The sequence below is a fragment of the Mesorhizobium sp. CA12 genome (assembly GCF_020165255.1).
Classification (GTDB): domain Bacteria; phylum Pseudomonadota; class Alphaproteobacteria; order Rhizobiales; family Rhizobiaceae; genus Mesorhizobium.
Map to the genome: position 1 here is coordinate 183989 of NZ_JAIUHT010000003.1, position 17503 is coordinate 201491.

The following is a 17503-nucleotide window of genomic DNA, read 5'->3' on the forward strand; positions in this document are numbered from 1 at the left end:
TCCGTCGGGGGAATGTGCCCGACAAGCATTAACGATCCGCTAACCATAATGATCGCAACCGCCTGCCACCCGGTGCCGTTGAGCCAGCTTCCGACCCTGGCGCCGGCTGCGGTGATCCGCCCCGTTGGCGATGAGGGCAACAGCGCATTATAAGGTGCCTGAGGTGTTGCTAATGTTTGGTCGAATCGCGGCTTTCATCCTGTGCCCGGCGCTGCTTGCGGCGGGCGGCTGCGCGCGCAGCGACGACGGCACGGTGATCGTCCCGAGCCGGATGGACGTCAGGCGTGTCTGGGACAAGGCGCCGCCGGGAACGACCGCGTCGCGGCAGATCGCGTCGGACGTGTTTCCTTTGCCGCCGCCGGCCGCGCCGCAAGGCCCGTCGGTCCGGCGCTATTCCAGGTCTCCGGCAAGGCCTTCATATAACCAGAATCTGGCTGATCAGTCTTCGGACGAGCAGACCGCTCTTACCTGCAGGAATGTCGGCGAAACCGGCAAGCGCTACCGCGTCATCTGCGAGTAGCTTTGCCTCGATCCGCCGGTCGATGCCGGCTGGATCCACTGCCCGTGAAGAAAGACAGCCCGACAGATTCAGCCCGGCCGCGACCGCGGCGCGATCACGGATCGCTGATGAAACCTTTGCCCGGTGACGGACGTTGTTGGCGTTGATGTGACGCGCGCTGCGCAGAGGAGACTGAAGATGTCCTTTCACTTCACCGTCTCTGGCCTGACCAGGAACTTGATCCATTCGCTTGGGCTGGATCATGAGCACGCGCTGAGACCCCTTACCCCCGAACAAAACCTTCTGCTGGATTGCTACCTGGCCGGGCAGATCCCGGACTCCGCCTGGAACGATTATGTCTTCGAGATGCCGGAGTTGGAAAAGCACGCCCAGATCAGGCGCACACGCGGTTTGATCTGAAAGCAATTCCGGGAAAAGTGCGATACGGCTAAAGCATGCCTGCCGAAAGTGGGAACCGATTTCGGGATAGAGACATGCCCAAAAACCTAAAGCGCATGGAGCGAATCTAGAAAGATCGCGACGCGCCTTAGGCTCGGTGCCTTCGCCGTGGCCTACTTCTTCGGCGAGTTGAACTGCAGCGTAAAGACGTTTCCGGCGATGCCTTGCGCCAGCGAGGGCGAAAGGCTGAGCGGCAGACAATCGTTCAGGGCCTTGGTCGCAGCGTCGATGTACGCCTTACGCGCCTTGTCGTCGCCGCTGACATGGATAGCAGTTGTTTTCGGCGGTCCGATCAGCGTGCCGTCGCGTTTGAAGCTGAAGCTGAGCGTCACCGAGGAATTGTCGGAATTGGCCGGCGGCGTCCAGCAGGCGAGCAGGGCGGCGCCAACCTCGTTCATACCGTTGAGCGGCGCGGCTTCGACCGTGATGGCGGCGCTCGCCAGGAGCGCGCTCGCGACCGCGGAAAGTTTCACCATTCTTTTCATCGCAGTCCTCGTCGCTTTTTGCCCGGCTCGCACCTGTCGACCCAAGGTAATGGTAGGATCAATCACGCCGATGACAATAGGATTTCAACCGGTCTGGCACCGGATAAGTCGCATGTCGTGATTGCCGGTGGGAGGCGATACAACCGCCGGAAAAGCAAAAGGCCGGCGCTGGGCCGACCTTTCCCTTCGCCTCCGCTTCGCGCCAGTACATCCGTGGTCGCGGCGAGGACTGTGACCAGTAGACAGGCGTTGGGTAAATGAAACCTTAACCTGAGCCGGCTGTTAGGCCCTGGCCTGCGATTTCACATGCGCGATGTAGCCGCGCACGTCGCCTGCCGGCTCCGCATAGGCCTTGCCGAGCTTCTTCTCCATGGCCGCCATGTATTCCTTCGCCCAGCTGGGCAGCGCGTAGTCGATGACCGCCAGGAACTCGAGCGTTGCCGCCAGCCTTATGTCGGCGATCGACGGGTTGTTGCCGCCGATGAATGGTTTGCCGTTGCGAAAGAAGGAGTGAAACACCTCGAGCGGCTCGGCGATCGCAGCCATCGCCGCCTTTTGCGCTTCCGATTTCTTGTCGGGATGGACGTCGCTGTGGCCGACCTCGCCGGCATATTGCGGAAAGCCGAGCGCCGGATACGTCGCGCGCGCGACATAGGGATAAAGCGTGCCGACAAGGTAGAACATGGCGCTATCGATCATCGCCCGCTTTGCTGGCGCCTTCGGATAGAACTTGTCCAGCCCGTGCTTGTTGGCGAGATACTGCATGATGGCGCAGCTTTCCCACAGCACGCCGCGCGGCAGGCCCTTGTCCTCGATCATCGGCGTCAGATGCGCCGGATTGCGCGCCAGGAATTCGGGCGAACGCGTAAGGCCCCAGGCATCGGTCTCCGCCGGATCGAGCCCGGCCGCGCGCGCGAACACCCGCACCGTCATGTTGTTGACGCTCGGCCTCAGCATGCTGAGTTTTATGCCCGGCTTCTTAGCTGGCTTCGCCACTTTCGAGGTCGCGGCCGCTTTGGCAGTCGCCTTCGCCGATGCCTTGGCGCCCGATTTCGCGGCGGCTTTTACCGCGGCTTTCGGCGCTACCTTGGCAGCGGGTTTCTTCGCGCTCTTTGTTGCGGCTTTTGCCATTTCATGTCCCTCCCTTTGCTCGCTCAGTACGGATTCTTCGGCGCCCTGTTTTCCGACAGGGTTGCGCGTGACCGCTCGACCAGCGCCTGGATGGCGTCGGCAAGGTGCAATTCGGCGATGTTGTAGTCGTCGCGCGCCACGCGGATCTTGTGCGCCTCCATCAGCACGTCGGCATGGGTGAAGCCGACCGGCGGGTCGAAGCGGTAGGACGCGAGCTCGATCAACAGCCCGAGCGGATCTTCGAAATAGATCGAATCCATGAAGCCGCGATCCTTGACGCCGCTGTGCTTGATACCGCGCTCGTCGAGCCGCGCGACTGCCTGCAGGAATGTGACCCGCGACACCGAGAACGCGATGTGATGGACGCAGCCTATATCGGTCGGTGTCCGCCGCTTGACCGGGACCCGGGTCTCGTCGGTGAAGACGGTGATCAGCCGCCCGTCGCCCGGATCGAAATAGAGATGGCTTTCGCTCGCCTTGTCGAGATTGGGCTGCTCGAAGATGAAAGGCATGCCGAGCACGCCCTCCCAGAAGTCGATCGAGGTCTGGCGCCCGGCGCCGACCAGCGTGATGTGATGAACGCCTTGCGACTGCAGCTTCCGCATTGGACTCCTCCCGCCCGCACTTGCGGCAGGCTTTGTACAGGGAATGCTAAAGCAACTGCAGGCGCCGCGCCAGAACTGACGAACAGGCGCTCGCCGGATTGGACCCAGCAGGGATTGGTCTTTCGGTCTACAGGAGAGTTGCTTGGTACGCCCAAGGGGAATCGAACCCCTGTTCCCGCCGTGAGAGGGCGGTGTCCTGACCGCTAGACGATGGGCGCGCTCAAGAACCGGCTACATAGGCTGGCGGCTGGGAAAAAGCAACTGGGGTTTCCGGCACTTTGCGTGCTTTGCCCAAAGCTGCTGGTCAGCGCTGCCGTTTCGGCTCGATCAGGTCCCAGAGATTGCCGTAGAGATCGGCGAAAACGGCCACCGTGCCATAGGCTTCGTGGCGCGGCGCTTCGCGGAACTCGACGCCCTTGGCGAGCATCGCCTGGTGATCGCGGGAAAAATCGTCGGTTTCGAGAAACAGGAAGACGCGGCCGCCGGTCTGGCTGCCGATGCGGCTTGCCTGCTCTTCGCCGGATGCTTCCGCCAGGAGCAGCCTCGCCCCCTTGCCCTTCGCCGGCGCGACGGTGACCCAGCGCTTGCCGCCGCCGAGATCGACATCCTCGCTCAGCGCGAAGCCGAGCCGCTCGACATACCAGGCGATCGCCTCGTCGTAATTGCCGACGACGAGCGCGACGGTTGCAATGCTGCGCTGCTCGGCAAAACCGCTCATTTGTTGCGAACCGCGAATTGGCCGATGATGCGGCGCTCGGCGATGTCGTAGACGAAGATCGAACGGCCGCCGTCGGCAAGCTCGGCGTCGATCGACAGACGGTTGCCGGAGAGCGACTGGCTGATCACCTTGGCGCCGACGGGCAGCACGATGTCGCCCGAGAGCGGCGCACCGGCCGGAGCCTGAACATCGCCGGCGGGCGCCGATCCGGCCACCGGCGCGTTGCGGGCTTTGTAGACAAGCGCCCCGATCACCACCATAAGGGCGAGGAACAGAAGGCCGAGATTGACGATCATGAAGCGGACGAGCTTGCGGCGCACATTCTCGGCCGCGGGATCGAGCGGCTTTTCCTCATCTTCTTCGGCGATCGGCCGGGCCATGGCTAAACAATCCGCAACGGGTTTCGATGAGCGCTCATAACGAAGAGAGTTCGACATTGATAGGGGAGGAACCGACGGACGATGAGTTGGCCGCAGGCGAAGCCACCGTGCTGGAAGCCGGCGCCGACGCCGCCGGCCAGCGCCTCGACCAGTGGCTTGCCGCCAAGCTCGGTCCGGAGCTCTCGCGCAGCCGCGTGCAGGCGCTGATCAAGCAAGGCGCGGTCTCCATCGCCGGCAGGAAGGTGCTGGAAGCCAAGCGCAAGCTGGCGGTCGGTGAGACGATCGAGATCCTGGTGCCCGCGCCGGAGCCGGCAGAGCCGCAGGGCGAGGACATTGCCCTCGACATTCTTTACGAGGACGAAGAGCTGATCGTCATCAACAAGCCGGCGGGACTGGTCGTCCATCCCGGCGCCGGCAACTGGACCGGCACGCTGGTCAACGCGCTGATCCATCACTGCGGCGACAGCCTGTCCGGCATTGGCGGCGTAAGGCGTCCTGGCATCGTCCATCGCCTCGACAAGGAAACCAGCGGCGTCATGGTCGTGGCCAAGACCGACCGCGCCCACAAGGCGCTGTCGGAAGCCTTTGCCGATCATGGCCGCACCGGCGACCTCGAGCGCGCCTATCTGGCGCTGGTCTGGGGCATCCCGCAACGGCCGACCGGCACCATCGAAGCTGCCTTGGGTCGCGCCGCTGACCGCGTCCGCCGCGCGGTAGTGCCTGAAAGTCGCGACGACGCCCGCCATGCCGTCACCCATTTCAGCACTGTCGAACGTTTCGGCGAACGACAGCAGGCTTTCGCCACGGCAAGCCTGGTCGAATGCCGGCTGGAGACCGGCCGGACCCACCAGATCCGCGTCCACATGGCCCATATCGGGCACCCGGTGATCGGCGACCCGGATTACGGGCAGGCCTTCCGCACCAAGGCCAACCGGCTGCCCGAACCCTTGAAGGCCAAGGTCAAAGCCTTTCCCCGGCAGGCCCTGCACGCATGGCTCCTTGAATTCCGGCATCCGACCACCCATCTAACGATGACGTTCGAAGCGCCGATACCAGGAGACATGGAGGAACTCGTCGGCGACTTCCGAAAACTCTGAACCGACCCGCCACGAACAAGCTGCAAACCAGCCATCAAAAAACCTGACCGGCGTTGTTCACTTTAGCGTGACAGACTGTTTAGCGTTGAACAAATGCCTGTCTTTTCTGGTTTTGTTCCTATATACACAGGTTGTCGCGGATGAGCCTTTGGCATCCGTGACGAATGCCCGCCGCGTTTCGGGGGCATCCACTCCAAAGAGAGAGGGGCGCTATCATGGCCCAATCATTACCCAGTATCGTTTCCGGTGAAGGCGGTCTCGCCCGTTACCTGGAAGAAATCCGCCGCTTTCCGATGCTTCAGCCGCAGGAAGAGTACATGCTCGCAAAGCGTTATGCCGAGCATCAGGACACCACGGCTGCCCACAAGCTCGTCACCAGCCATTTGCGGCTCGTCGCCAAGATCGCCATGGGCTATCGCGGCTACGGCCTGCCGATCGGCGAGGTGATCTCGGAAGGCAATGTCGGCCTCATGCAGGCCGTGAAGAAATTCGAACCGGAGCGTGGTTTCCGGCTCGCCACCTATGCCATGTGGTGGATCAAGGCCTCGATCCAGGAATACATCCTGCGCTCGTGGAGCCTGGTCAAGATGGGCACCACCGCCAATCAGAAGCGTCTGTTCTTTAACCTGCGCAAGGTGAAGGGCAAGATCCAGGCGCTCGACGATGGCGACCTGAAGCCCGAGCAGATCGCCGAGATCGCCACTCGCCTCAACGTTTCCGAGGCCGAAGTGGTGTCGATGAACCGCCGCCTTTCGGGCGACGCTTCGCTCAACGCCCCGATCCGGGCGAGCGAAGGCGAGTCCGGCGAATGGCAGGACTGGCTGGTCGACGACCACGAGAGCCAGGAAGAGATGCTCATCGAGCAGGACGAGCTGGAAAACCGGCGCTCCATGCTGTCGGGCGCTCTGTCGGTGCTCAACGACCGCGAGCGGCGCATCTTCGAGGCGCGTCGCCTGGCCGAAGAGCCGCTGACGCTGGAAGAACTCTCGGCCGAGTTCGACATCAGCCGCGAGCGCGTGCGCCAGATCGAGGTGCGTGCCTTCGAGAAGGTGCAGGACGCGGTCAAGGCCGCCGCCAAGCGTCAGACCCAGGCGCTGCGGACCATCGAGGCGCAGCCGGCGGCGTAACAAGCTCAAGGAATCAATCAATAAGGCGGCGCTTCGGCGCCGCCTTTTTTGTTTGGCGAAAGCGGTCGCGCGCCCCTTTCTCCCCGTCACTATACGGGGAGAAATGCCCGGCAGGTCAATGAGGGGCAGCGCCGAGGCTGCGAGGTTGTCTTTTCCAGCAACTGTCTTCGCGAGGCAGGCGCGCTGATCCTCGACCGCGGCGCCGCCCCTCATCCGCCCTTCGGGCACCTTCTCCCCGTGGAACGGGGAGAAGGAAAGGCTCAGGCCGTCGGCTGCTTGGTCTTCCTGAGGTAAGGAAGAACCGTCTCATACGCGCCGAAACGCTTGATCGCGTCTTCGTTGGAGACGGCGGCGGTGATGATGACGTCGTCGCCCTGCTTCCAGTTGGCCGGCGTCGCCACCTGGTGCTTGGCCGTCAGCTGGATGGAATCGATGACGCGCAGGATCTCGTCGAAGTTGCGGCCCGTGGTCATCGGATAGGTCAGCGCCAGCTTGATCTTCTTGTCCGGGCCGATGACATAGACCGAGCGCACGGTGGCGTTGTCGGCCGGCGTGCGGCCCTCGGAGGTCTCGCCGGCGCCTGCGGGCAACATTTCATAAAGCTTGGCGACCTTGAGATCCTTATCACCGATCAAAGGATAGTTCACCGTCTGGCCGGTGGCGGTCTTGATGTCGGCCTGCCACTTCTCGTGGCTCGATACCGGATCGACCGAGATGCCGATGATCTTGACGTTGCGCTTTTTGAACTCGCCTTCGAGGCCGGCCATGGTGCCGAGCTCGGTGGTGCAGACCGGCGTGAAATTCTTCGGATGGCTGAACAGCACCGCCCAGCCGTCGCCGATCCAGTCGTGGAACTTGATGGTGCCCTGCGTGGTTTCGGCCGTGAAATCCGGCGCGACATCGTTGATACGAAGACTCATGACCTATCCCTACCCTTTTTTATGAAACGATGGCCGGCGCGGCCGGCAAGCATTCTAAGCTACCACCATCGCGGCATCGGTCAAACGCCAGGAGCCATAACCTAGCTCGCTGCAGCCAAATATTTTTTTGGCGAGCACGGCGACGTTCGGCAGGATTTTTCCGCTTTTGCGAGAGGGTGGGCCGCTCAGGCTTTCCTTATCGCGAGCGTCGCCGTGAGGTCTTCCATGCGCTGCGCGAGCGCCCCGAGCGCGGTCGTGAGCACGCTGTCGCTCTTGTCGGCCTTGGTCAGCGCCTCGTCGCGCGTCTTGCGCAAGGTCAGCACTTCGCTCTCCATGCCTTTGACACGCTTGGTGAGCTCCGAGAGCTCGTCCATCACCATGATGCCGGCCATGACGGTGAGCCGCTGGTCGCCGATCTCGCCGAAGGAATCCTTCAGGTGCGAGACATAGCGGTCGAAGCGCTCGGCAAGGTCGATCAGATGCTCTTCCTGGCCTTCGTCGCAGGCCATGCGATACTGTTTGCCGTCGATGGAAACCGTGACCTGTGCCATTGCCTTACCTGTCCAGGACCGCGCGGATGGTTTCCATGGCGGTCACCAGCCGCCGCGACACTTCCTTGTTGGCGTCCTCCAGCCGTTCGGCGCGCGCTTCGGAATTGTCGAGCTCCTGCGCCAGGCGCGAACGATCGGCGTTCATGCGCTGCACCTCGGCCTCGGCTTCCGAATAATCGCGCTCATGCTCGAGCTTCGCCGCCACGGCGTTTTCCAGCCCTTCCATGGCCTTGCCAAGCCTGGCGATGACTTCCTTGAGGGTCGTTTCCCCGGTCATGGCTTCGTCCTATGCCCTGCCCATCACCGAATCGCACGCGTTCAGAATGCGTTACCTGGGAAAGATTAGGCGCCGGGTGAAGGGCGCGTCAACAAAGCTCTCGCGACTGTCCCCTGCTATCGCTAATGTAGGCGCCGGGCGCCATCACAAGCCCGGCAAAATCCATCCCGATTTGTTGACTAAAAGACCGTGCCTGCTATGTGTCGCGGCATCCTTTTCCAAGGGTTCTCCCCAGGCTCCAACTCACTTCCGGAGGAAGCATGACCTCGCGTGAACAACATGATCGGATGGCCAACGCGATCCGTTTCCTTTCCATGGACGCCGTCGAGAAGGCGAACTCCGGTCACCCAGGCCTGCCCATGGGCTGCGCCGACATCGCCACGGTGCTGTTCAGCCGTTTCCTGAAATTCGACGCCAAGGCACCGCACTGGGCCGACCGCGACCGCTTCATTCTGTCGGCCGGCCACGGCTCGATGCTGCTCTATTCGCTCCTCTACCTCACCGGCTATGAGGACATGACGATCGACCAGATCAAGAATTTCCGCCAGCTCGGCTCCAAGACCGCCGGCCATCCCGAATACGGCCATGCCGCCGGCATCGAGACCACCACCGGCCCGCTCGGCCAGGGCCTCGCCAATTCGGTCGGCTTCGCGCTCGGCGAGCGCATCATGAACGCCGCCTTCGGCAACGACCTCGTCAACCACTACACCTATGTGCTGGCCGGCGACGGATGCCTGATGGAAGGCGTCTCCCAGGAAGCCATCGCGCTGGCCGGGCATCTGAAGCTCAACAAGCTGATCGTCTTCTGGGACAACAACAACATCTCGATCGACGGCCCGGTCTCGCTGGCCGACAACACCGACCAGGTCGCCCGCTTCCAGGCCTCGGGCTGGAACGCCAGTCACATCGACGGCACCGATCCGGAAGCGATCGCCTATGCCATCGAGACAGCGCGCCATTCCGACAAGCCGACGATGATCGCCTGCAAGACCACCATCGGCTTCGGCGCCCCGACCAAGGCCGGCACCAACAAGGCGCATGGCTCGCCGCTCGGCGCCGAGGAAATCGCCGGCGCGCGCAAATTCTTCAACTGGGACTCGCCGCCCTTCGAGATTCCGGCCGACATCCTCGACGCATGGCGCGCCGTCGGCACGGGTGGCGCCAAGGCCCGCGCCGATTGGGAAGGCCGCCTGGCGAAGGCCGAGCCGAAGCTCAAGGCCGAGTTCGAGCGCCGCCTCGCCGGCAAGCTGCCCTCCAACTTCGACGCCGTCATCGCCGACTACAAGAAGAAGCTGTCGGCCGACAAGCCGAAGGTTGCCACCCGCAAGTCGTCGGAGATGGCGCTGGAAGTCATCAACGGCGCGGTGCCGGAAACCATCGGCGGCTCGGCCGACCTCACCGGCTCCAACAACACCAAGACCAGCCAGACCAAGAACATCACCCCCGATGATTACGGCCAGCGCTATGTCCATTACGGCATTCGCGAGCACGGCATGGCGGCGGCGATCAACGGCCTGACCCTGCATGGCGGCCTGATCGCCTATGGCGGCACCTTCCTGTGCTTCTCCGACTACGCCCGCCCGTCGATGCGCCTTGCCTCGCTGATGGGCATCCGCTCGATCTTCGTCATGACGCATGATTCGATCGGCCTCGGCGAGGACGGCCCGACGCATCAGCCGGTCGAGCATCTGGCGGCGCTGCGCGCCATCCCCAACCACAATGTCTTCCGCCCGGCCGACGCGGTCGAAACCGCCGAATGCTGGCAGATCGCGCTGGAATCCGAAAAGACGCCCTCGACGCTGGCGCTGACCCGCCAGAACCTGCCGACCGTGCGCACGGAGCATTCGGCGACGAACCTCTCCAGCCAGGGCGCCTATGAGCTGGCCGCCGCCGGCGGCGAGGCCGTGGTGACGATCTTCGCCACCGGCTCCGAGGTCGAGATCGCGCTTGGCGCGCGCGACCTGCTGGAAAAGCACGGCCATCCGACCCGCGTCGTCTCTGTGCCCTGCTTCGAGCTGTTCGACCAGCAGAGCGAGGATTACCGCAAGAAGACGATCGGCAACGCCAAGGTGAAGGTCGCGATCGAAGCCGGCATCCGCCAGGGCTGGGATCACCTGATCGGCACCGACGGCATTTTTGTCGGCATGCACGGTTTTGGCGCCTCCGGCTCGATCGAGCAGCTCTATCCGCATTTCGGCATCACCGCCGAAGCTGCGGCCAAGGCGGTCGAAGCCCGGCTGCACGGCGACTGAGAATTGGCTCAGCCCGGCAACGTCGGTTGACGCTTTGCCGGGCTGGACCAACCTAATCGATTTAAATGCGACCTTCTGCGGCTGGATTCTTGCGCCTTCCGCCGTTATGACACTGCGGACCCATCCGCCCCAAGGGAGAGAACAATGACCGTCAGAGTTGCCATCAACGGATTTGGCCGCATCGGCCGCAACATCCTGCGCGCCATCCATGAATCCGGCCGCAAGGACATCGACGTGGTCGCCGTCAACGACCTCGGCCCGGTCGAGACCAACGCGCACCTGTTGCGCTATGACAGCGTGCATGGCCGCTTCCCGCATGAAGTGACCGTGGACGGCGACCAGATCTCGGTCGGCAAGGAGAAGTTCAAGGTCACCGCGATCAAGGACCCGACCCAGCTGCCCTGGAAGGAGCTCGGCGTCGACATCGCGCTCGAATGCACGGGCATCTTCACCGCCCGCGACAAGGCGGCCGCGCACCTGACCGCCGGCGCCAAGCGCGTGCTCGTCTCGGCCCCGGCCGAAGGCGCCGACCTCACCGTCGTCTACGGCATCAACCACGACAAGCTGACCAAGGACCACATCGTCATCTCGAACGCGTCCTGCACCACCAACTGCCTGGCGCCGCTGGCGGCCGTGCTGCACGAAACCGTCGGCATCGAGAAGGGCATGATGACGACGATCCACTCCTACACCGGCGACCAGCCGACGCTTGACACCATGCACAAGGATCTCTACCGCGCCCGCGCCGCGGCGCTGTCGCAGATCCCGACCTCGACGGGCGCCGCCAAGGCGATCGGCCTTGTGCTGCCCGAGCTCAAGGGCAAGCTCGACGGCATTTCGATCCGCGTGCCGACCCCGAACGTCTCGGTTGTCGACTTCAAGTTCATCGCCAAGCGCTCGACTTCCGCTCAGGAGATCAACGAAGCGGTCATCGCCGCATCCAATGGCAAGCTGAAGGGTGTTCTGTCCGTCACTCATCACCCGAACGTGTCGATCGACTTCAACCATGATCCGCATTCCTCGATCGTGGCACTCGACCAGACCAAGGTGATGGACGGCAACTTCGTCTCGGTGCTGTCCTGGTACGACAACGAATGGGGCTTCTCAAACCGCATGGGCGACACCGCCGTCGCCTTCGGCAAGACCATCGGCTGATCGCTGCCGTCAATTTGCAGTTCAAAACGCCCGGCTTCGGCCGGGCGTTTTCGTTTAAGTCTCGGCGGATCCGCGCACCATGGTGACTAGCCGGAACACCAGTCGCGTCGTCATTCCAGAATCCGCGACGGAGCTTCGCCCTGGAATGACGAAGTTTGGAAGCATTGAACCCAAAAAACATCCTGTTGCCTTGCACTGGTCATGTCTTCGCCCCACTCTGCCGTAAAGCCACAAACAGAGGGATTTGGAGGGGCAATAGCGGATGGAGCATGCGATCTATCTCGTGACGCTGGTCGGCACGGCACTCATTGTCGCCGCCGCGTTTTCGAGCCTGATCGCCTTCCGCTTCGGCGCTCCTTTGCTGCTGCTCTTCCTCTGCATCGGGCTTGCCACCGGCGTCGACGGCCTCGGCATCGAATTCGACAATGCGCGGCTGGCTTATTTTGCCGGCTCACTGGCTTTGGCCGTGATCCTGTTCGATTCCGGTTTCGGCACGCCGCTCAACGCGCTCAGGCAAGCAGCCGGGCCGGCGCTGTCGCTGGCCACGATCGGCGTTATCCTGACCACAGCCATCTTCAGCGCCGCCGCTTCCTATGTTCTCAAGCTCAGCTGGCTGGAATCCTCCCTGCTTGGCGCTGCCGTCGCCTCCACCGACGCGGCCGCCGTCTTCTTCCTGCTGCGCGCCGGCGAGATCCATCTGCGCGAGCGCGTGCGCGCGACGCTCGAGGTGGAATCCGGCACCAACGACCCGATCGCCATCTTCCTCACCATCACCCTGGTCGAGATCATCGCCGCGCATGCCAACCCGGAAGCCAACGTGCTGGCCACCAACCTTTTGCTCGGCTTCCTCGCCAATATGGGGCTCGGCGCCGTCATCGGCGTGCTCGGCGGTTTTGCCATCGTGCGTCTGGTCGAGCGGTTGAATCTCGATCACGGCCTGCTGCCCATCTTCGTGCTGACGCTATCGCTGATGGTGTTCGCGGCAGCCGGCGCCGTCGGCGGCTCGGGTTTCCTCGCCGTCTATCTTGCCGGGCTGATCGCCGGCAATTCCGACATACGCGCCGTCACCATCCTGAAGCGTTTCCAGGACGGCATGTCGTGGCTGGCGCAGATCATCATGTTCCTGATCCTCGGCCTGTTCGCCACACCCTCGCAATTCCCCGAAATCCTTGTGCCGGCGATCCTGCTCGGCCTGTTCCTGATCTTCGTCGCCCGCCCGGTCGCCGTCTGGCTTTGCCTGACCCCGTTCCGGCTGCCGCGGCCAGAGGTCGCCTTCGTCTCCTGGGTCGGCCTGCGCGGCGCGGTCTCGATCCTGCTCGCCATAACGCCGCTGCTCGGCGGGCTCGAGCACGGCCGGCTGATCTTCAACGCCGCCTTCATCATCGTGCTGGTGTCGCTGGTGGTGCAGGGCTGGACGGTCGGTCCGCTGGCGCGCCGCCTCGGGCTGATCGTGCCGGCCCGTCTTGGGCCGCTGGACAAGGTTGAGCTCGAATTGCCGGGCTCGGCACATCATGAGCTGCTCGCCTATCGCGTAGCACCCGGCAGCCCGGTGGCGCGGGGCGAGCGCATCCCGCGCTGGGCGAGGCCCTCGCTGGTGCTGCGCGACGGCCGCTCGATGCGCTTCCAGGACATGGGCCGGCTGGCGGCCGGCGATCAGGTCTACATCTTCGTACCGGACCGCTACCCGCGCCTGCTCGACAAGCTTTTTGCCAGCCGCGCCGTGGTCGATCCTGAGGATGCCGACTTCTTCGGCGCCTTTGCCGTCGATCCGGCCCGCTCGGCCGCGGAGCTGGAAGCCGCCTATGCCCCCGGCCTGTCCGAGGCCGAGCAGAAGCTCACCGTTGCAGCGCTCGTTACCGAGCGGCTCGGCGGCCGTGCCGAATATGCCGACCGTGTGATGATCGGCCCGATCGAGCTGATCGTGCGCGATGTGGACGAGAAAGGCAGGATCACCGGCCTTGGCCTGTCCTTCGAGCCGACCGCGCCGGTCGCGCGCGTGCCGGTGTTCATGAGCGCCGGCGAGATCGGGGACCGCATCGCGGCGCTGATCCGCAGCTGGCGCAGGCCGGCGGCGAAGCAGGCAGCCGACGACGTGCCGGTCGACACGGTGGCGCCCGCAGCGGACGGGCAGAAGGCAACCGGCGAAGGCTGATATCTCACGGCGACATCATTTTTGCGCGCGCGCCATTGACGCGGCCCTTGCATCGTCCTTCGCGCCGAGTAAGGTCGCCGCGTTTTCGCTAGAGCAATTTCACGAAAAGTGTGGGCGGTTTTCCGTCCGGATTGCGTCAAGGCACCAGGAAGGAACGACCATGGCCGGCTTCAAGACACTCGACGATATCGGCGCCGTCAGCGGCAAGCGCGTCCTGGTGCGCGTCGACCTCAACGTTCCCGTCGCCGACGGCAAGGTGACCGACGCCACTCGCATCGAGCGCATCGGCCCGACCATCGCCGAGCTCTCGAAAAAGGGCGCCAAGGTCATCCTGCTTGCGCATTTCGGCCGCCCCAAGGACGGCCCGTCGGACGAATTCTCGCTGGAGCCGATCGCCAGGGCCACGGCTGACGTTCTCGGCCGCCCGGTCGGTTTCGCCGCCGACTGCATCGGCGCCAAGGCCGCGGACGCCGTCGCGGCGATGAAGGACGGCGACGTCCTGCTGCTCGAGAACACCCGCTTCCACAAGGCGGAGGAGAAGAACGAACTGGCCTTCACCGAACAGCTCGCCGCCAATGGAGACATCTATGTCAACGACGCCTTTTCGGCCGCGCACCGCGCGCATGCTTCGACCGAGGGTCTGGCGCATCATTTGCCGGCCTATGCCGGCCGCACCATGCAGGCCGAGCTCGACGCGCTGGAAAAGGGCCTCGGCGATCCGGTACGGCCGGTGGTGGCCATCGTCGGCGGCGCCAAGGTCTCGACCAAGATCGACCTGTTGATGAACCTGGTGAAGAAGGTCGATGCGCTGGTGATCGGCGGCGGCATGGCCAATACCTTCCTTGCCGCGCGCGGCACCGATGTCGGCAAATCGCTCTGCGAGCATGACCTCGCCGGCACCGCCAAGCAGATCATGATCGAGGCGGCGGAAGCCGGCTGCGCCATCATCCTGCCTGCCGATGGCGTCGTGGCCAAGGAATTCAAGGCGGGCGCCGCCAGCGAGACCGTCGCCATCTCGGACGTGCCGGCCGACGGCATGATCCTCGATGTCGGCGCAAAGACCGTGCAGAGCGTCAACGACTGGATCGACCGCGCCGCGACGCTGGTCTGGAATGGGCCGCTCGGCGCCTTCGAGATCGAGCCTTTCGACCGCGCTACGGTGGCCGCGGCAAAGCATGCCGCCGCACGCACCAAGGAAGGCAAGCTGGTCTCGGTGGCCGGCGGCGGCGACACGGTGGCCGCGCTCAACCATGCCGGCGTCGCCGACGACTTCACCTATGTCTCGACCGCCGGCGGCGCGTTCCTCGAATGGATGGAAGGCAAGCCGCTGCCCGGCGTCGAGGTGCTGAAGCGGTAAACAGTCCGAGACCAGGCAAAGCCCGCGCGGCTTTCAATCGATTCTAGCTTTCCGGCGTCATTCCTTTGGCGGTAGTGTTCTGCTAGCGCGGAATAAACGCAGCGTAGGAGAGCACCCATGAGCGAACGTCTCGAAGATATCGCCGCCGCTATGGTGAGCGGCGGCAAGGGCCTGTTGGCGGCCGATGAGAGCTCCGGCACCATCAAGAAGCGTTTTGACGTCATCGGCGTCGAATCCACGGCCGATAACCGGCGCGACTATCGCGAGATGATGTTCCGGTCCAAGGAGGCGATGTCAAAATACATCTCCGGCGTCATTCTCTACGATGAGACCATTCGCCAGAAGGCCGCCGACGGCACACCGCTGGTCGACATCATCAAGGCGTCCGGCGCCATTCCCGGCATCAAGGTCGATCTCGGCGCCAAGCCTCTCGCCGGCTTTCCCGGCGACACCATCACCGAGGGCCTGGATGGGCTGCGCGAGCGGCTCGCCGACTACTACAAGCTTGGCGCCCATTTCGCCAAATGGCGCGCGGTGATCGACATCGACACCGGCAAAGGCGTACCCTCGGCCAATTCGATCGCCTCGAACACCCACGCGCTGGCCCGCTATGCCGCGCTCTGCCAGGAAGCCGGCATCGTGCCGATCGTCGAGCCGGAAGTGCTGATGGACGGGGCGCATTCGATCGACACCTGCTACGACGTCTCCAAGGCGACGCTGATCAAGCTCTATGACGAGCTTTACGCGGCCCGCGTCGTGCTGGAAGGCTCGATCCTGAAGCCGAACATGGTCATCTCAGGCAAGAAGTCGGGCAAGACCGACAGCCCGGAGGAAATCGCCGAGAAGACGATCAAGCTGTTCCGCGAGGTGGTGCCGTCGGCAGTGCCCGGCATCGCCTTCCTCTCCGGCGGCCAGGAGGACGAGGAGGCGACCGCCAACCTCAATGCCATCAACGCCATCGGCCCGCATCCTTGGAAACTGACCTTCTCCTATGGCCGCGCGCTGCAGGCCGCGCCGCAGAAGGCATGGAGTGGCAAGGCCTCGAACATTGCCGCCGGCCAGGCTGCCTTCACTCACCGGGCCCACATGAACCATCTGGCGGCGCTCGGAAAATGGCAGCCGGCGCTGGAAAAGGCCGCCTGACGCCATCTCTGAGCAGTGCATAAACCCGGGCCGGCAGCCCGGGTTTTTGCTTTTTGCGGGCCGCCTTCCCACTTGTCAGGCGCCGACCGCTATCGACCATGTCGGATCGCGCCGATGTCGAACGTCCTTGGCAGGAGAGGACAGGAGATGGTCATGCATCGCAATGCCGTGGTTTCGCGCGAAGACTGGTTCGAAGCGCATCGCAAGCATCTCGAGCGCGAGAAGGAGCTGACAAAGTTCCGCGAGCTTATCGCCGCGGAGCGGCGGCAACTGCCCTGGTTCAAACTGCGCAAGGATTATGTTTTCGAGAGCGAAGCGGGGCCGAAGCATCTTGCCGAACTGTTCGCCGGCAAGAGCCAGCTCATCGTCTATCATTTCATGATGGCGCCGGGCTCCGACCACCGCTGCGAGGGCTGCTCGTTCCTCGCCGACCATATCGATGGCGCCAACCGGCATCTGAAGCATCATGACGTCTCGCTGGTCGTCGTCTCGCGTGCGCCGCTGGCCGAAATCCTGCCTTACAAGCAGCGCATGGGCTGGAAGTTCGACTGGGTGTCGTCCTATGCGTCCGATTTCAACTTCGACCTGCAGGTCTCCTTCACCGACAGGCAGATCGCGGCGGGCGAAACCACCTACAATTTCGAGAAGCGCCCGTTGCGCTCGAAAGACCTGCCCGGCACCAGCATCTTCTATCGCAACGAGTGCGGCGACATCTTCCTCACCTTCATGTCGCGCGCCCGCGGCGGCGACGCGCTGATCGGCGCCTATCATTATCTCGACATGACGCCGAAGGGCCGCGGCGAGACGGGTCCCTATCACAACCTGATGGACTGGGTGCGCCTGCATGACGAATATCGGGACAAAGACAAGGATCGGTCGGACTGCTGCGCGTGAACGGCAGGACGCGCCACTCGCGGGCGGTCCCCCGAACAGGCCTATACCCAGTGTCCAAGCACCGCCGCCAGCGAGATCGCGGCCATCGCAAGCAGCGCCAGCTTCCAAAAATCGCTGCGCCGCTTCAGCCCCGGCCAGCCCAGCGGCTTGATGACCTGGATCAGCATGATGCCGCAGATGACAAGGGCGAGCAGTTTCGTCATGCCGCCTTTGACCAGCATCGATGGCGACTGTCAAAGCTGTTCTCGAGCGCACCCTCGGGCGGAGCATTCCTGACAGAAATAGGGCCTATTCGAACGCT

General features: G+C 63.7%; 19 protein-coding genes and 1 tRNA gene. 10 read left to right on the top strand and 10 right to left on the bottom strand.

The window, feature by feature from the left end:
* Positions 1–172: 172 nt before the first annotated feature.
* Positions 173–520: a hypothetical protein gene (locus tag LB520_RS07360; protein WP_224637004.1), complete on the top strand. Its 348-nt coding sequence runs from the start codon at positions 173–175 to the stop codon at positions 518–520.
* A 177-nt stretch (positions 521–697) separates the two neighbouring features.
* Positions 698–919: a hypothetical protein gene (locus tag LB520_RS07365; protein WP_224637006.1), complete on the top strand. Its 222-nt coding sequence runs from the start codon at positions 698–700 to the stop codon at positions 917–919.
* Positions 920–1071: 152 nt separating this feature from the next.
* Here the strand turns inward: LB520_RS07365 and LB520_RS07370 are convergent, their stop codons facing one another.
* From LB520_RS07370 to LB520_RS07395, 6 genes are all read right to left on the bottom strand, one after another.
* Positions 1072–1434, bottom strand: a complete 363-nt coding sequence (locus tag LB520_RS07370) for a hypothetical protein (RefSeq protein WP_224637007.1) — start codon at positions 1432–1434, stop codon at positions 1072–1074.
* Positions 1435–1725: 291 nt separating this feature from the next.
* Positions 1726–2574 (bottom strand): glutathione S-transferase family protein, encoded by an 849-nt coding sequence (locus LB520_RS07375; protein ID WP_224637008.1) that lies wholly within the window; start codon positions 2572–2574, stop codon positions 1726–1728.
* Positions 2575–2597: 23 nt separating this feature from the next.
* Entirely contained in the window at positions 2598–3179 is a 582-nt protein-coding gene (locus tag LB520_RS07380) for a VOC family protein (protein WP_224602285.1), read from the bottom strand.
* Positions 3180–3322: 143 nt separating this feature from the next.
* Positions 3323–3397 (bottom strand) — tRNA-Glu (locus tag LB520_RS07385).
* An 86-nt stretch (positions 3398–3483) separates the two neighbouring features.
* Complete coding sequence (locus tag LB520_RS07390) at positions 3484–3897, bottom strand: VOC family protein (protein WP_224637009.1); 414 nt, start codon at positions 3895–3897, stop codon at positions 3484–3486.
* On the bottom strand, positions 3894–4277 hold the full coding sequence (locus tag LB520_RS07395) for a fimbrial protein (RefSeq protein WP_140693096.1): 384 nt from the start codon (positions 4275–4277) through the stop codon (positions 3894–3896). Before LB520_RS07395 ends, LB520_RS07390 begins: the two co-directional genes overlap by 4 nt.
* 26 nt (positions 4278–4303) lie before the next feature.
* Here LB520_RS07395 and LB520_RS07400 point away from each other — a divergent pair, with 26 nt between their 5' ends.
* On the top strand, positions 4304–5374 hold the full coding sequence (locus LB520_RS07400) for an RluA family pseudouridine synthase (protein WP_224637010.1): 1071 nt from the start codon (positions 4304–4306) through the stop codon (positions 5372–5374).
* A 215-nt stretch (positions 5375–5589) separates the two neighbouring features.
* On the top strand, positions 5590–6501 hold the full coding sequence (rpoH, locus tag LB520_RS07405) for an RNA polymerase sigma factor RpoH (RefSeq protein WP_224637011.1): 912 nt from the start codon (positions 5590–5592) through the stop codon (positions 6499–6501).
* Between the two features lie 260 nt (positions 6502–6761).
* Here rpoH and LB520_RS07410 read toward each other — a convergent pair whose 3' ends face one another.
* From LB520_RS07410 to LB520_RS07420, 3 genes are all read right to left on the bottom strand, one after another.
* Positions 6762–7421, bottom strand: a complete 660-nt coding sequence (locus tag LB520_RS07410) for a peroxiredoxin (protein ID WP_140847021.1) — start codon at positions 7419–7421, stop codon at positions 6762–6764.
* 185 nt (positions 7422–7606) lie between these two features.
* On the bottom strand, positions 7607–7972 hold the full coding sequence (locus LB520_RS07415; protein ID WP_095767358.1) for a cell division protein ZapA: 366 nt from the start codon (positions 7970–7972) through the stop codon (positions 7607–7609).
* 4 nt (positions 7973–7976) lie between these two features.
* Positions 7977–8249, bottom strand: coding sequence for a DUF4164 domain-containing protein (locus tag LB520_RS07420; RefSeq protein ID WP_023763725.1), 273 nt, complete (start codon positions 8247–8249; stop codon positions 7977–7979).
* 260 nt (positions 8250–8509) lie between these two features.
* On the opposite strand from LB520_RS07420, the gene tkt reads away from it, so the two are divergent.
* The 6 genes from tkt (at position 8510) to LB520_RS07450 (ending at position 17202) form a co-directional block, all read left to right on the top strand.
* The gene (gene tkt / locus LB520_RS07425) at positions 8510–10501 is read left to right on the top strand and encodes a transketolase (RefSeq protein ID WP_224637012.1); all 1992 of its coding nucleotides are present in this window, start codon (positions 8510–8512) and stop codon (positions 10499–10501) included.
* 144 nt (positions 10502–10645) lie between these two features.
* Positions 10646–11656, top strand: a complete 1011-nt coding sequence (gene gap / locus LB520_RS07430) for a type I glyceraldehyde-3-phosphate dehydrogenase (RefSeq protein WP_095767356.1) — start codon at positions 10646–10648, stop codon at positions 11654–11656.
* A 262-nt stretch (positions 11657–11918) separates the two neighbouring features.
* Complete coding sequence (locus LB520_RS07435) at positions 11919–13808, top strand: potassium/proton antiporter (RefSeq protein WP_224637013.1); 1890 nt, start codon at positions 11919–11921, stop codon at positions 13806–13808.
* A gap of 160 nt (positions 13809–13968) precedes the next feature.
* Positions 13969–15165: a phosphoglycerate kinase gene (locus LB520_RS07440; RefSeq protein WP_224637014.1), complete on the top strand. Its 1197-nt coding sequence runs from the start codon at positions 13969–13971 to the stop codon at positions 15163–15165.
* Positions 15166–15282: 117 nt separating this feature from the next.
* On the top strand, positions 15283–16308 hold the full coding sequence (locus LB520_RS07445; protein WP_224637015.1) for a class I fructose-bisphosphate aldolase: 1026 nt from the start codon (positions 15283–15285) through the stop codon (positions 16306–16308).
* A 153-nt stretch (positions 16309–16461) separates the two neighbouring features.
* Positions 16462–17202: a DUF899 domain-containing protein gene (locus LB520_RS07450; protein WP_224637016.1), complete on the top strand. Its 741-nt coding sequence runs from the start codon at positions 16462–16464 to the stop codon at positions 17200–17202.
* Positions 17203–17243: 41 nt separating this feature from the next.
* On the opposite strand, the gene LB520_RS07455 is transcribed toward LB520_RS07450, so the two are convergent.
* Complete coding sequence (locus LB520_RS07455; protein ID WP_224637229.1) at positions 17244–17423, bottom strand: hypothetical protein; 180 nt, start codon at positions 17421–17423, stop codon at positions 17244–17246.
* Positions 17424–17503: the final 80 nt, after the last annotated feature.